Origin of the sequence: Sphingopyxis sp. MG, from assembly GCF_002953155.1 — a bacterium.
Classification (GTDB): domain Bacteria; phylum Pseudomonadota; class Alphaproteobacteria; order Sphingomonadales; family Sphingomonadaceae; genus Sphingopyxis; species Sphingopyxis granuli.
In genome coordinates, this window is sequence record NZ_CP026381.1 from 2184013 (window position 1) to 2198030 (window position 14018).

Annotated in this window: 12 protein-coding genes and 1 pseudogene; 5 read left to right on the forward strand and 8 right to left on the reverse strand. The window is 66.2% G+C overall.

Going from position 1 to position 14018, the window contains the following annotated elements; all coding sequences use genetic code 11:
- Nucleotides 1–3 precede the first annotated feature (3 nt).
- The 5 genes and pseudogenes from C3E99_RS20245 to C3E99_RS10040 form a co-directional block, all read right to left on the reverse strand.
- Nucleotides 4–474 (reverse strand): annotated as a pseudogene (locus C3E99_RS20245) (TonB-dependent receptor domain-containing protein); the annotation flags it as partial.
- On the reverse strand, nucleotides 465–2327 hold the full coding sequence (locus C3E99_RS10025; RefSeq protein WP_104959755.1) for a TonB-dependent receptor: 1863 nt from the start codon (nucleotides 2325–2327) through the stop codon (nucleotides 465–467). The gene C3E99_RS10025 and the pseudogene C3E99_RS20245, both read right to left, overlap by 10 nt.
- Nucleotides 2328–2367: 40 nt before the next feature.
- Nucleotides 2368–3471, reverse strand: a complete 1104-nt coding sequence (locus tag C3E99_RS10030) for a CaiB/BaiF CoA transferase family protein (RefSeq protein WP_158682251.1) — start codon at nucleotides 3469–3471, stop codon at nucleotides 2368–2370.
- Nucleotides 3472–3576: 105 nt separating this feature from the next.
- On the reverse strand, nucleotides 3577–4368 hold the full coding sequence (locus C3E99_RS10035; protein ID WP_067110639.1) for an SDR family NAD(P)-dependent oxidoreductase: 792 nt from the start codon (nucleotides 4366–4368) through the stop codon (nucleotides 3577–3579).
- 13 nt (nucleotides 4369–4381) lie between these two features.
- A complete protein-coding gene (locus C3E99_RS10040) occupies nucleotides 4382–5188 on the reverse strand; it encodes an enoyl-CoA hydratase/isomerase family protein (protein WP_076076040.1) in 807 nt (268 codons plus the stop codon).
- Nucleotides 5189–5275: 87 nt separating this feature from the next.
- Between C3E99_RS10040 and C3E99_RS10045 the strand changes: the two genes are divergently transcribed.
- The 5 genes from C3E99_RS10045 to C3E99_RS10065 all read left to right on the forward strand — a co-directional run bounded on the left by C3E99_RS10045 (nucleotide 5276) and on the right by C3E99_RS10065 (nucleotide 9718).
- A complete protein-coding gene (locus C3E99_RS10045; protein ID WP_076076043.1) occupies nucleotides 5276–5668 on the forward strand; it encodes a Zn-ribbon domain-containing OB-fold protein in 393 nt (130 codons plus the stop codon).
- Nucleotides 5668–6819, forward strand: coding sequence for a thiolase family protein (locus tag C3E99_RS10050; protein WP_076076046.1), 1152 nt, complete (start codon nucleotides 5668–5670; stop codon nucleotides 6817–6819). Before C3E99_RS10045 ends, C3E99_RS10050 begins: the two co-directional genes overlap by 1 nt.
- Nucleotides 6820–6865: 46 nt before the next feature.
- Entirely contained in the window at nucleotides 6866–7609 is a 744-nt protein-coding gene (locus C3E99_RS10055; RefSeq protein WP_076076048.1) for a maleate cis-trans isomerase family protein, read from the forward strand.
- Nucleotides 7610–7665: 56 nt separating this feature from the next.
- The gene (locus C3E99_RS10060; protein WP_076076050.1) at nucleotides 7666–8856 is read left to right on the forward strand and encodes a PhoPQ-activated protein PqaA family protein; all 1191 of its coding nucleotides are present in this window, start codon (nucleotides 7666–7668) and stop codon (nucleotides 8854–8856) included.
- 169 nt (nucleotides 8857–9025) lie between these two features.
- A complete protein-coding gene (locus tag C3E99_RS10065; protein WP_083675123.1) occupies nucleotides 9026–9718 on the forward strand; it encodes a TetR/AcrR family transcriptional regulator in 693 nt (230 codons plus the stop codon).
- Between the two features lie 240 nt (nucleotides 9719–9958).
- On the opposite strand, the gene recA is transcribed toward C3E99_RS10065, so the two are convergent.
- The 3 genes from recA to C3E99_RS10080 form a co-directional block, all read right to left on the reverse strand.
- Nucleotides 9959–11038: a recombinase RecA gene (gene recA, locus C3E99_RS10070; RefSeq protein ID WP_104959756.1), complete on the reverse strand. Its 1080-nt coding sequence runs from the start codon at nucleotides 11036–11038 to the stop codon at nucleotides 9959–9961.
- A 116-nt stretch (nucleotides 11039–11154) separates the two neighbouring features.
- The gene (locus tag C3E99_RS10075; RefSeq protein WP_076077969.1) at nucleotides 11155–11508 is read right to left on the reverse strand and encodes a response regulator; all 354 of its coding nucleotides are present in this window, start codon (nucleotides 11506–11508) and stop codon (nucleotides 11155–11157) included.
- Nucleotides 11498–13930 (reverse strand): hybrid sensor histidine kinase/response regulator, encoded by a 2433-nt coding sequence (locus tag C3E99_RS10080; protein ID WP_104960359.1) that lies wholly within the window; start codon nucleotides 13928–13930, stop codon nucleotides 11498–11500. Before C3E99_RS10080 ends, C3E99_RS10075 begins: the two co-directional genes overlap by 11 nt.
- Nucleotides 13931–14018: the final 88 nt, after the last annotated feature.

Below are 14018 nucleotides of genomic sequence, written 5' to 3' on the forward strand. Positions count from 1 at the left end.
CCTTCACCGAAACTTGAACTGCAATTGCACCGCGATCGTCCGCGGCGGGTCGACATATTGCTCGTAATTGTTGCCGAGGATGTTCGACAGCGGGATGTCGTCGCCGAAATGCGCGGTCGTCTTGTCGGTCAGATTCTTGCCCACCAGCGCGAGCGAAAACGCCTCGTTCGGCGACGTCAGCGTGATCGACGCGTCGAGCTTGGTGAACGCCCGCTGCGCCACGAAGGGATCGAGGTCGCCCGCGGTGAAGAAGGAACCGCTGTGGAACAATTGCCCGTCGACCGAATAGGTCCAGCCGCCGGCGAGCCCGTCCTCCCAGCGCGCGTTGAGCGTCCCGGAGAATTTCGGCGCATAGGGCAGCCGCTTTCCGGTCAGGTTGCAGGTCGTGCCCTGGCCGAACGGACAGGGACCGGCCGGATAGGAATCATATTCCGATTTCAGATAGGTCGCGGACACGCCCAGCGTCAGCCGGTCCGACGCGGCGAACTGGGCCTGCGCCTCGACGCCCGCGGAGGTGGCCGCCGCCGCTTGCCGACGATCAGCGCCGCGACGCCGTCGAAGATGCTGACCTGCAGATTGTCGTACTGGCTATAGAAGGCCGCGACCTGCCCGCGCAGCCGCCGGTCGGCGCTTTCGCCCTTGATGCCGATCTCAAAACTGTCGACCTTCTCGTCGTCGAAGATGATCGCGTTCAGCTTGCCCTTGGTGTCCCCCTCGTCGAAGCCGCCGGCCTTGAAGCCCTGCGTGTAGGAGGCATAGTACATCACGTCGCCCGGCTTGTAGCGCAGCGTCAGCGCGAGCGAATGGTTGTTCGTGCTGCGCTCGATGTCGTTCAGCTGATGCGGAACGCCGAGCCCGATCGCCGAGAAGATCGTCAGATTGGGATTGGGCGTCAGCGAGCCGAGGTCGGAGAAATAGAATCGCTTGTCCATCCCCTTCCTGTCGTAGGTGTAGCGATAGCCGGCGACGAGCGACAGCGCATCGGTGGCGTTGATCGTGCCCTCGGCAAAGACCGACCAGTTGTCCGTCGTCTGCCGGAAATTCTGCACGCGCGTGCCGCTGCCGAACGGCAGCGGGGTCTGCGAGAAATTCAGGAACGCCAGCTTGTCGCTGCGCAGCTTTTCCGACGACAGATAGACGCCCCCCTGATATTCGAACACCCCGCCCGACGCCGACGCCAGCCGCAGTTCCTGCGCCCACGACCGCCAGCTCTGATCCCATAGCTGATGGATCAGGTCGAGCGGCGTGAAATCGCTGTCGAAGGCATAATCGACGTCATAGCCGGCATAGCTGGTGACGCTGGTCAGGGTGTGCGAGCCTAGGTCGAGCGTCGCGGTGAGGTTGGCGTTGTACGTGGACGCATCCTCGAACTCCCGGTTGAAGCGGTTGGCCACCCCGGGCCCCGACTTGCGATAGTTCAGCTCATATTCGGCGTTGGGATCGATCGGCTGGATCAGTTGCCGCAAAGTCGGCGACGCCTTGCTGATCTGCGCGCGCCCGCCCCGCATCCGCGCCTTGCCATATTCGCCCTTCAGCAGGACCTCCAACCGGTCCGTCGGGTTCCACGCCAGCGTCGCGCGCCCCACCCAGTCGCGCCGCCGCGGCTCTTCGGTGCCCAGGAATGTGTTCTTGACGAAACCGTCGGTGATATAGGAGCGGAACACCACACGCGCCGCGAGCGTGTCGGACAGCGGCCCCGACAGGATGCCGGTGGTGCGGAACGTCCCGAACTGCGGCTCGATATATTCCTGGATCGACGCCTCGAACGTGTCCGTCGGCTTGCGCGTCGTGATGTTCAGCGCGCCGCCGATCGTGTTCTTGCCGAACAGGATCGGCTGCGGCCCCTTCAGCACCTCGATGCGGTCGACGTCGAGGAAGGCGTGCCGCGACGACTGGCCGCGCCCGAAATAGACGCCGTCGACGAAGGTGCCGACCGACATTTCGAAACCCTGGTTCTCGCCCGACCCGATCCCGCGAATGAACAGCAGGTCGCCGACCGGGGTGGGCGTCACCGACACGCCGGGCACCGCCTTCAGCGCTTCGCCGAGCATCTGGACGCCCTGCTTGTCGAGGCTCTGTCCCCCGACGACCGCGACCGACACCGGCACGTCGAGCAGATTCTCCTCGCGCTTCCGCGCCGTGACGATGATCTCGTCGAGGCCGCTGCCCGATGCGTCGGGGCGCGCCGACTGCCCGGTTCCGGCGTCCTGCGCGAACGCGGCGGGGGATTGGAGCGACAGCGCCAGCGCCGTCGCCGTCAGAAGTCCCATTCTGGCCTTGATGGTATACGCAACAGACATCTCTTCCCTCCCCAATGTCAGGACCATATGCGCGGCCCTTGTTCCCAATTATCCATCTGATTTTATGTTATGATTTCTCTCTTCCGATCAGGTCCGGATCGTGCTGGCCGATCGGCGGCGCCGGATGGCGGATCGTCGTCGGCGTGCGCGAGAATTTGACCGATGGGCCGGTGAGCTTCGCCTCCACCCCGTCGGACAGGCGCACGGCTTGCAACATATCGCGCGCGGCGATGTGCGGCTCGGCGGCGACGTCGGCGTAGGTATTGACGCGCGTGACGGCCAATCCGCGCGCCGAAAAGGCGGCGATGACCTCGTCCACGGGGCGCGGCGCGCACCAGCCCGCGAGCAGGCCGTTCAACTCTTCGCGGCGTTCGAGCCGTTCGGCGAGCTTCAGACCCGACAGGTCGGGCCGGCCGATCAGTTCGGCCATCGCATCCCAGTGCGTATCGAGCAGCGTCGCGATATAGGCGTGGCCGTCGGCGCACGGATAGGTGTTGGCCGGCATCGCCTTCAGGAACTGGTTGCCCGTCTTGGGCAGGTCGAGCCCATAGGCGCCGACGGTCAGATTCCCGTTGCTGGTATAGAGCAGGCAGTCGGTCAGCGCGACGTCGACATGCTGCCCCTCGCCGGTGCGATCGCGATGGCGCAGCGCCGCGAGCAGCCCCAGCGCCGCATGCAGGCCGGCGAGGTCGTCCGCCAGATAGGTCGGCGCCTTCAACGGCCCCGCTCCCGGCTCACCCGCCACCGACGTCCAGCCGCAGTAATTCTGGGCGATCGGGTCGTAACAGGCCCGGTCCGACAGCGGCCCGAACTGCCCGAAGCCGCTGATCGAGACATAGACGATGTCGGGCTTGATCTTCGCGATGTCGTGATAGCCCAGACCCCATTTGGCAAGGGTTCCGGGCTTGAAATTCTCGATCAGGACGTCCGCCTGTTCGCACAGCTTCAGGAACGCCGCCTTGTCGTCCGGGTCGCGGACGTCGAGGGCGACATTCTGCTTGTTCCGGTTCACCGTCTCGTGCTGGACCATCAGGTCCGAACCGGGGATGCCGTGCGGCTGGCGCCGCATCACTTCGCCCGCCGGATGCTCGACCTTGATGACCCGGGCGCCGAAGTCGGCGAGGATGCAACCGGCCATCGGGCCGGCCCACGACGTCGTCAGCTCGATCACGGTCAGGCCCTGGCACGGGCCGGTGCAATCGTGTCGCGCGTCTCTGTAGAACTCGGCCTTTTCCAAAATCTCTCTCCCGATCCGTTTCCGCAGAGCTTTTGCCGTCTACAGAGCGAAGGAATAGCCCCCATTGACGGGGTAGGTTTGCCCGGTGATCCAGCTTGCCGCGTCCGACGCGAGGAAAAGCGCCATGTTGGCGATATCCTCCGGCTCGCCGAACCGCCGGATCACATATTGGCCGAGCATCCGGCGGGCGCGTTCCGGGTCCTCGGTGACGTCGGCCACGCCCGGCGTGCGCGTCGTCGCGATGGCGATATTGTTCGCCGTCACCCCGTGACGTCCCATCGTTCTGGCAACCGCGCGCGTGAAGCCCGCCGCGCCGGCCTTCGCCGCGGAATAGATTTCGAGACCCGGTTCGCCGACCCGTCCGGCATCGGATACGATCGTGACCAGCCGGCCGAATTTCCGCTCCATCATCGCCGGCAGAACGGCACTGGAGCAGTTCAGCACGCCGTACAGATTGACGCCCAGAAAGGCGTCCCACGTCGCGCGGGATGCCGACCAGAATGGTGCCGGTTCGACCTCGTCCGGCTTCGCCCCCATGTTGCCGGCATTGTTGACGAGGATATCGACCGGACCGAACGCCTCCGCGGCCTTCGCCACCATCGCCTCCACGGCATCGCGGTCGGTCACGTCCGCCGCGATGCCGACCGCTTCGCCCCCCAGCGCGCGAACCTCTTCCGCAACCGCCTCCGCGCGGTCGGCGCGGAAATCATTGACGACGACTGCCCGGGCTCCCGCTCCGGCAAAATGCAGGGCGATCCGGCGGCCGACGCCCTGCCCCGCTCCGGTGACGAGGCATGTGCGCCCTTCCAATGTCAGAATCTGCCGGTTCAACGCTATCCCCCCTTCAGCGCACCGTCGTCTTGTGCGGAGAGAATATCCCCGCATAGACGGCATCGTTCGTCATCGAACGCTCACGAAAATCGTCGCGCTCCTCCTTCGATCCCATGTCGCGGACGACCCGGCGCTCTATCGCCAGCCCCTCCGCGAGCGGCAGGTCGAGCGACCGGTTGAGGAGCGCCTTGCCGGCCGCGAGGGCATAGGGCGCCTTGCCGACGAGTTGCCCCACCAGATCCTCGACGCACCGGTCGAGCGCCTCTCGCGACGCGACCGCCGTCACCAGGCCGACCGCAAGCGCCTCGCGCGCACTCAGCGAGCCGCCGAGCAGGATCAGTTCCTTGGCCTTGGCGAGCCCGACCAGCCGCGGCAGGCGCTGCGTGCCGCCGGCCCCGGGCAGCGCGCCGAAGCGGATTTCGGGAAGGCCGATCTTCGCGTCGTCCACCATGATGCGGAAATCGCAGGCAAGCGCGATTTCACACCCGCCCCCCATTGCCGCGCCGTTGATGACCGCGATGACCGGCTTCGCCACCGCCTCGATATGGCTGACGAAATCCCGGCGCGGATCGCCGGTGACGCCTTCTTCGGTGATCATGTCCTCGATCTCGCGCAGGTCGGCGCCGCCGCAGAAATGCTTTTCGCCCGCACCGGTCACCAGGATGCACGCGATCTCGCGATCGGCCTCGAGTTCGTCGAGCGCGTCGTTGAAATCGACCGTGAGCTGCATCGTGATCGTGTTGGCGCGCGCCGGACGGTCGAGGATGATCGTCGCGATCGCCCCGCTGCGCTCGATACGGATCGGCCTGGCCTGTTGCAAAACCCACTCCCATGTATTGCTTGACTGAGGAATTTAATAATCTCATATTATCCAAGTCAACACATTTTTTGAAATGGGGGAAAAGCTTTGGCGGGGCTCTTTTTGGAAGGCGAACCGAACCCGGCGCTCAGGGGGCAGGAATGCGAAGGCTGCGGCCGCGTCGCCTTTCCGCCCAATCCCTACGGCTGCGAAAAATGCGGGGCGCCGGCCGCGAAGCTGGTCGACCGCCCGCTGGCCGGGCGGGGGCGCATCGTGGCATTCGTGACGACGACCCACGCGAACCGGCGCGATTTGTCGGTGCCCTATACGGTGGCGTCGATCGCGCTCGACGATGGCCCGGTCATTCGGGCGATCATGACCGACTCGACCGGCGAATCGCTCGCCGCGGGCGATGCGGTCGAAACCGTGCTCGTCGAGCGAGCGGCGGACGAGGAAAGCACCGACCGCGTCCTGCGGTTCCAGAAGTGCGAGGCGGCGTGATGCGCCGGCCGTTGCGCGATTATCGCCCCGTCCATGTCGTCGGGATCGGCCTCCATCGGTTCCAGCCGCTCAGCGAGACGACCTATGTCGAACTCGGCCTGACGGCGATTCGCGAGGCAATGGCCGATGCCGGGATCGCCTTTTCCGCCATCGACTCCGCCTATTGCGGGACGGCGCTGCTCGGCATGGCGCCCAGCCGTGCGATGCTGAGGCATCTCGGGGCCTCGGGCCTGCCGATCACCCAGATCGAAAATGCCTCGGCTTCGGGATCGACGGCCGTACGTCAGGCGGTTCTCGAAGTCGCCAGCGGCATGGCGGACGTGTCGCTCGCGATCGGGCTCGACAAACCCGCCCCGATCCGCCTCGCCCACGAAGCGGCGGGCGTTCCCGATCTGGTCAACGCCTATGCCTCGCCTTTCACGCATTTCGCGCTGCTCGCCGACGATTATATGCGCCGGTACGGGGTCACCGCCGAACAGGTTGCCCGGGTCGCGGAAAAGAATTTCCGGAACGCATCGAAGAACCCCCACGCGCACCGGCAAAAGGGCTATTCGCTCGCGGAGATATTGTCCGGCCCCAATATCTCCGGCCCCCTGACCCGGCTGCAATGCTGCCCGATCGGGGAAGGCGCCGCCGCCGTGATCGTCGCGTCCGACGACGCCATCGCGCGGCTCGGCCTCTCGCGCGCGCGCAGCGTCCGGGTCCTCTCGTCGACGTCGCGCTCGGAGCGGGTTTACGACCCCGGCGCCGATCCCGACACCGAGCTGACCCGTGAAACGCTGGCCATGAGCTGCGCGGAAGCGGGCGTTTCACCCGGCGACCTCGACGTCGTCGAATTTCACGACGGTTTCTCGATCGAGGAGCTGCTCTACGTCGAGGCGCTGGGCGTCTGCCCGCCCGGGCAGGCCGCCGGACAACTGGCGCGCGGCGATTTCGACATCGGCGGGCGCGTTGCGATCAATCCCTCGGGCGGCCTTCTGGCGATGGGGCATCCTATCGGTCCGACCGGCGTCGGCCAGATTTGCGAGATCGCGCGACAACTCCGCGGCGAAGCCGGCTCGCGTCAGCACCCGGGGGCCCGTCTCGGGCTCGCCCATATGGTCGGCATCGGCTCGGTGTGCGTCGTCCACATCCTTTCGGCCGCCGATTGACCCCGGCTCGCACCGGTCCGTCAGCATCAGTCAACAGGAATCACCCATGCGCATTGGTCAGATCGTTCCCAGCTCCAACACCACGATGGAAACAGAAATTCCCGCCATCCTGCGCGGGCGCGAACGCCTGCATCCCGGCGACCGCTTCACCTTTCATTCGAGCCGGATGCGGATGAAGCAGGTCACGAAGGAAGAACTCGCGGCGATGGACCGGGACAGCCTGCGCTGCGCGGCGGAACTGGCCGACGCCGCCGTCGACGTGGTCGGTTATGCCTGCCTCGTCGCGATCATGAGCATGGGCCGCGGCTATCACTGCGCCAGCCAGGACGCGCTGCAGGCGCGAATGCGCGAGGAAGGCCACGCCGCGCCGGTGATCACCTCGGCCGGCGCCCTCGTCGACGAACTCCGGCTCGCGGGCGTCCGGTCGGTCGCGATCGTGACCCCCTATATGCCGGCGCTGACCGCGCTGGTCGTCGATTATATCGAGGATCAGGGCATCCGCGTGGTCGACGCGATCGCGCTGGCGATCCAGGACAATCTCGAGGTCGGGCGCCGCGATCCGATGGCGCTGGTGGACGATGTGGACCGGCTCCGGATCGATGGCGCCGACATGGTGGTCCTCTCCGCCTGCGTGCAGATGCCGTCGCTCGCCGCGGTCCCCGTCGTCGAGGACAAGCTCGGCCTGCCGGTGACGTCGGCCTCCATCTGCACCGCCAGATCCATGCTGCGGTCGCTCGGCCTCGAACCCATCGCGCCGGACGCCGGCTTCATGCTGGCCACCCCCGACTGACGCCGCCTCCATCGCCACCGCAAGGTCACCGAACCCGCAACCGAAAGGCCACGATCATGGCAAAAGACTACCAAAAACCCACCACCACCCCTATTCTCATCGCATTCACCGAGGCGCAGCAGTCGCGCGAAACCTACGGCGGCGGGGTGGCGAACGTAGTCCTGCAGGGCATGCATCTGCGGCGCCCCGACGCCACCCGCGACACCGTACTCCTCTTCATGCACCCCACAGCGACGCTCGACACACTGCCGCTGCCGCGCGAGCTGGCGCGGCGCGGCGTTCCGGTGCTTGCGTGCGGCAGCCGCTATCCGCACAACGACAGCGCACTGATCATGGAGAAGGTGCTCGTCGACCTTGGTCACTATGTCCGATATGCCCGCGAACGACTGGGCTACAGGACGGTCATTCTCGCTGGCTGGAGCGGCGGGGCCTCGCTTTCGGTCTTCTATCAGTCGCAAGCCCAGAATCCGACGATCACGGCGACGCCGTGCGGCCATGCGATCGACCTGTCGGGGCTTCAGCCGGCCGATGCGATCATGCAGCTTGCCGCCCATTCGGCGCGTGCGCGGATCATGACCGAGTCGATGGATGCTGCGCTGCGCAGCGAAGGCGACCCGACCGATCGCAACGCCGCCTTCGACCTCTATGACTGCATCAACGGGCCGAAGCCGCCCTATGCCCCCGATTTCGTCGCGGCCTATCGCGCGGCGCAGATCGGCCGCAACCAGCGGATTACGGCGTGGGTGCGCGAGACGCTAGACGCGCTGAAGCGGCGCGGTTCGGCCGATCAGGAACGATGCTTCGTGACCCACGGCACCATGGCGGACCCCCGGTGGCTCGACCCCACGCTCGACGCCAACGGGAGAGCTCCCGGAATCTGCTACCTCGGCGAACCGGAGGCCGTGAACAACGGCCCCATCGGGCTGGCGCGGTTCGCGACCCTGCGAAGCTGGCTTTCGCAATGGAGCATCGACGAATCGCGCGCGAACACGGAGCTTCAGGGGCCGCATGTCACGGTTCCCGCGCTGGTGATCGCCAATGCCGCCGACGACTGCTGCCCGCCTTCGCACACCGACACCATCTATCGCAGCCTCGGCGGTCCGAAGGAGCTGCACACCATCCCCGGTGCCAATCATTATTACATCGGCCAGCGGGAGCAGTTGGATGCCGCCATCACACTGATCATCGACTGGCTTCGGAAGGGCGGCCTGCTCGAAGGCCTGCCTGACGCCTCTGGAGGGGGGTGAGGGGGGGTAGCGCGCCGCTGCCCCCCCTCTTCCCTCCGCCGCGGGCGCGCCCGACGTTGCGTCGCGCACAACTGTATCTTAAACGACGGGCATTCGCGAAACGGGGCGCGAGGGGCGCTGATACCGCCAGCGCGGCCCGTGCGACTGATAGAGGTGGGACAATAGTCCATTGACCAGTATATCTGCAGACGGCGCAAAAGCCGAGACGAGCCCGCAGCGCGCACCCCAGCGGCGCAAGCGGCGGGAGCAGCAGCGCGCGATCGAGACCAAACAGGCCATCCTCGCAGCGGCGCTGCGCGAGTTCGCCGACAAGGGATTCGACGGCGCCAGCACGCGGGAGATCGCCGACAAGGCCGACGTCAACCACCGTTTGATCGGGCATCATTTCGGCAACAAGGAATTGCTGTGGGAAGCCACAGCCAAATATGTTTTCGGCGAATATGTCGCGCAGCAGCGAAAGCGATATCAGGGCCTGGACGGGGTCGATCAGCCCATCCTGCTGCGTCTGATGCTGCGCGAGTTCATCCTGTTCAGCGCCAAGGTTCCCCAACTCCACCGCTTCATGGTCCAGGCCAACGAAGGCGGGCAGAAGCGGCTGGAATGGCTGATCAAGAATCATCTCGCGCCCGGCATCGCCATGGACCTGATGATTTTGCGAAAGGCGCAGGAGGAAGGCATGCTTCGCAGCGGCGACCCGATGCACCTGCGCTATCTATTCATCGGAGCGGCCACGTCGGTGTTCACGCTGTCCGAAGAATATCAATTCATGTCAAAGCAGAATCCCTTCGATGAGGATTTCATCGAAAATCACATCGAAATGGTTCTGTCGCTTTTCCTGACGCCGAAAGACAACGCGCCCTAATCATCCTTAGGGGGATTTCCAGATCAGGTAGCCGACAGGTTCACAAAAACCTTGCGGAACCCCCCGTCGGGGGCCGGTAGACTACCAGCGCGAACAATGCGAAGGCGCCGAGAGGCGCATCAACGGCGGGCGGGCCGACCTACTTCAAGAGAAGAACTTGCAGGCCCAGAGGGCGTGGACCCGCCGCCGCCGGCCGGCCGGCCCGGAAAACGGGACCGGCCGAACGGGAGACGGATACGATCAGAGATCGTCGTCTTCCCCGTCGTCGGGACCGGTCATCATCTCTTCCGCCACGGCATCGGTGCGACCGCGGATCGCGCTTTCGAGCCGCTGCATCAGCTCGGGATTCTCGCTCAGGAAATTCTTCGCATTCTCGCGGCCCTGCCCGATTCGGATCGAATCATAGCTGAACCAGGCGCCCGATTTCTCGACCAGCCCGGCCTTGACGCCGAGGTCGAGGATCTCGCCGATCTTCGAAATGCCCTGACCGTACATGATGTCAAACTCGACCTGCTTGAACGGCGGCGCGACCTTGTTCTTGACCACCTTGACACGCGTCGTGTTGCCGACGATCTCGTCGCGGTCCTTGATCTGCCCGGTGCGGCGAATGTCGAGGCGGACCGAGGCATAGAATTTGAGTGCGTTGCCGCCGGTCGTCGTCTCGGGATTCCCGTACATCACGCCGATCTTCATGCGCAGCTGGTTAATGAAGATCACCATGCAGCGCGAACGGCTGATCGACCCGGTGAGCTTGCGCAGGCTCTGCGACATCAGCCGTGCCTGCAGGCCGACATGACTGTCGCCCATCTCGCCCTCAATCTCTGCGCGCGGAACGAGCGCCGCGACCGAATCGACGACGAGCACATCGATCGCGTTCGAACGCACCAGCGTGTCGACGATCTCGAGCGCTTGCTCACCGGTGTCGGGCTGCGACACGATCAGTTCGTCGATGTCGACGCCAAGCTTCTTCGCATAAACGGGATCGAGCGCATGTTCGGCGTCGACGAAGGCCGCGGTGCCGCCCATCTTCTGCGCCTCAGCGATGCAATGCAGCGCAAGCGTAGTCTTGCCCGAGCTTTCGGGGCCATAGATTTCGATGACGCGCCCGCGCGGCAGGCCGCCGACCCCCAGCGCGATGTCGAGCCCGAGCGAACCGGTCGAGATCGCCTCGACCTGCATCGCCTCCTTCGAGCCGAGCTTCATCACCGAGCCCTTGCCGAAGGCGCGGTCGATCTGCGCCAATGCGGCGTCGAGCGCCTTCTGTCTGTCTGGTCCGTTCACTGATTTCCCCGATTCGACGAGTGACAATTGTCCGGCCATTTGCCGTCCCTTTCCTGCTCTAGAGCGAGCGCAGAGGCATCGCAACGCTCTACCTTTGTGCCACATTTGTTCTATAGGAACAAGAGGGGAACAAAATAATTTGGTGAGCGGAAAGGCTACCCGGTGAAGAACGCGCTCAGGGCCGCCTCGATCTCCGCGAGGCGGAAGGGTTTGGTCACCATCGTCCGGTGCGCGTGCGCGGGCGGGATGATGTCGCCACCGCCGGTGGTGAAGGCAAAGGGAATCGCCCGCGCCGCCAGCGCATCGGCCACCGGCCATCCCTTGGTTTCGCCTAGGTTGATGTCGATCAGTGCCGCTGCAACCGGTTGCGCGTCGAGCACCGCAAACGCCTCCTCGATCGACGTCGCCTGCGCGGGCTCGGGAAAGCCGAGCGCTTCGAGCATGTCGACGAGCATCATGCCGATCAGCACGTCGTCCTCGACCAGCAGGACCAGCCGATCATCCATCATCGGACACCCGGTGCGCGGCATCGTCGAGCGCCGCCGAAACAGCTTCGGCAAGTTGCGCTACGGAAAAGGGCTTGGGCAGGAAGGCGACATGATCGATATCGATCGACTGGCGAAGTTGCTCCTCGGCATAGCCCGACATGAAGAGCACAGGCAGCGCCGGCCGCTTCGCACGCATCGCGCGGACCATCGTCGGACCGTCCATCGTCGGCATCACGACGTCGCTGATCACCAGATCAACCTTGTCCATGCCCGCGAACCGCTCGAGCCCCTCCTCGCCCTGCGACGCTGTGACGACGCTGTAGCCCGCGCGGGTCAACGCGCGTTCGGCGACGGCGCGGACCATGTCCTCGTCCTCGACCAGCAGGAGGGTGCCTGTGCCCCATTGGGACTTCTTTGCGCGGATCGGAGCAGCGGGAACGGCGGGGGCGCCGCTGCCGGGGACGGCGGGCGCGCCGCTGCCGGGGGCGGCGGGGGCGCCGGCGGCGGCGCGGTGGACGGGCAGGTAGATGGTGAAGCTCGTCCCCTCGCCGGGCCGGCTGTCGGCGAAGATGAAGCCCGCCGACTGCTTGATGATGCCATAGACCGTCGACAGGCCCAGCCCCGTCCCCTTGCCGACGTCTTTGGTGGTGAAGAAGGGTTCGAAGATCTTGGGCAGCACGTCGGCGGGAATGCCCGCGCCGGTATCGCTGACCTTGAGCGCGCTGTAATCGGCGGGCGGCATGAACTCGTTGCCCATCTGCCGCACCTCGGCCGCCGACACCGGATAGGTCTCGATCGTCAGCGTGCCGCCGCCGGGCATCATCGCATCGCGCGCGTTGACGGCGAGGTTGATGATCACCTGTTCGAGCTGGACCGGGTCGGCGCGCACCGCGCCGAGCCCGCGGCCATGATGGACCGCAAGCTGGACGGTATCGCCCATCAGCCGCCTGAGCAGGTGCGACACCTCCGAAATCACGTCGGGAAGCTGCAATATCTGGGGCCGCAGCGTCTGCTGGCGCGAGAAGGCGAGCAATTGCCGCGTCAGGCTGGCGGCGCGATTCGCGTTGCTGCGGATATGCTGAATGTCGTCATAGTCGCTGTCGCCCGGCGTGTGGCGCATCAGCATCAGGTCGCAGCTTCCGAGCACCGCGGTCAGGATATTGTTGAAATCATGCGCGACGCCGCCCGCGAGCTGGCCGACCGCCTGCATCTTCGACTGCTGCGCGACCTGGCGCTTGAGCCGCGTCTCCTCGCTCGAATCCTTGAGGCTGAGCAGCACCGCCGCCTCGCCCAGCCCGCGCACGCCGACGACGCGCATCGACACCGGCTCGTCGCCCTGCCCGACGAGGCGGATCGACAGATCGCCGCCGACCTGCTGGCCGCTGCTGTGGCGGCGGATCATGTCGGCGAGCGGCCCCTTGTCCTCGCCGACGACGAGGTCGCCGGGGTAGCGCGGCATCCGGCCATCGGCCACCCCCGCCGCGCGCCCGAAGGCGCGGTTCATGTAGAGGAACCGCCCGTCGCGATCGACGAGCGCGAGCCCGAAGGGGAGCAGCGACAGCAAGGTCTCGATATAGGTTTGCGCGGTGCCGCGGTCGGCGGGCCCGACCTCCTCGTCGATCAGCGCGAGCAACAACGGGCCGGCGGGATCGGCCGGCGCCAGCGGAATCTGGAGCATCCGCACCGGCGGAGCCCGGTCGCCCTCGCGCGCGAAGGTCAGCCCGCCCGAATCGTCGAGCCGCAGCATCGCCGCCACGTCGCGCCCGGCATAATGGCTCGCATCGCTCTCGCCGAGCGCTCGCAGCAGAAAGGCCTGATTGGCGACGCGCAGCCGACCCTCGGCATTGACCAGCGCCGCCATCACCCCCGCCTGCCCGAGCGTCCGGCCCGCCGGTCCTTCGAGGTGGCGGAGAATCTCCGACGCAAGGTCGAGGCGGTCGATCGCCGCAAAGCGCCAGACCAGATAATCGTCGGCCTGCCCGGTGCGGTTGACCTGTGCGCGCAGCGGCAGCGCGCCGACCTTCAGATCGTCGACGCGCCCTTCGCCGTCGCGCCACGCCGCGCGGCCGGCGTTCTTCAGCGCCTCGGCGCCGCGCCCGTCGAGCGGCAGGCCGGGCGGGGTCACGAAGCCGCCCATCCAGGTCGCAAACAGGTCGTTGGCGCAGACGAGGCGTCCCGCCCGGTCGGTCACCGCGATCGCGACATCGTCGTGATCGACCGCCTGGCGCAGCATCGTCCAGTCGGGCGCCGCCGCCTCGCTGGCTCCCACGGCGGGAAAGACCCGGCGCAGCAACAGAACGCCGCCCGCCGCGACGGCAAGACCCGCGAGAAAACCCGCCGCCAGCACGGCATCGCGCGTCGCCCAGAAGAGAAGCCCGACCGACAGCAGCACCAGCCCACCGAGCAGCGCCACGTCGAATCGCGACAATCCCGAAGGCACCAGCGCCGCCGCCGGCCCCGTCCCCCTGCCGAGTTCGGCGTCAGCGGAAGGCAGGGTCGTCGCGGTCAAGGGCAGTCTTTCCTGTTTCGCA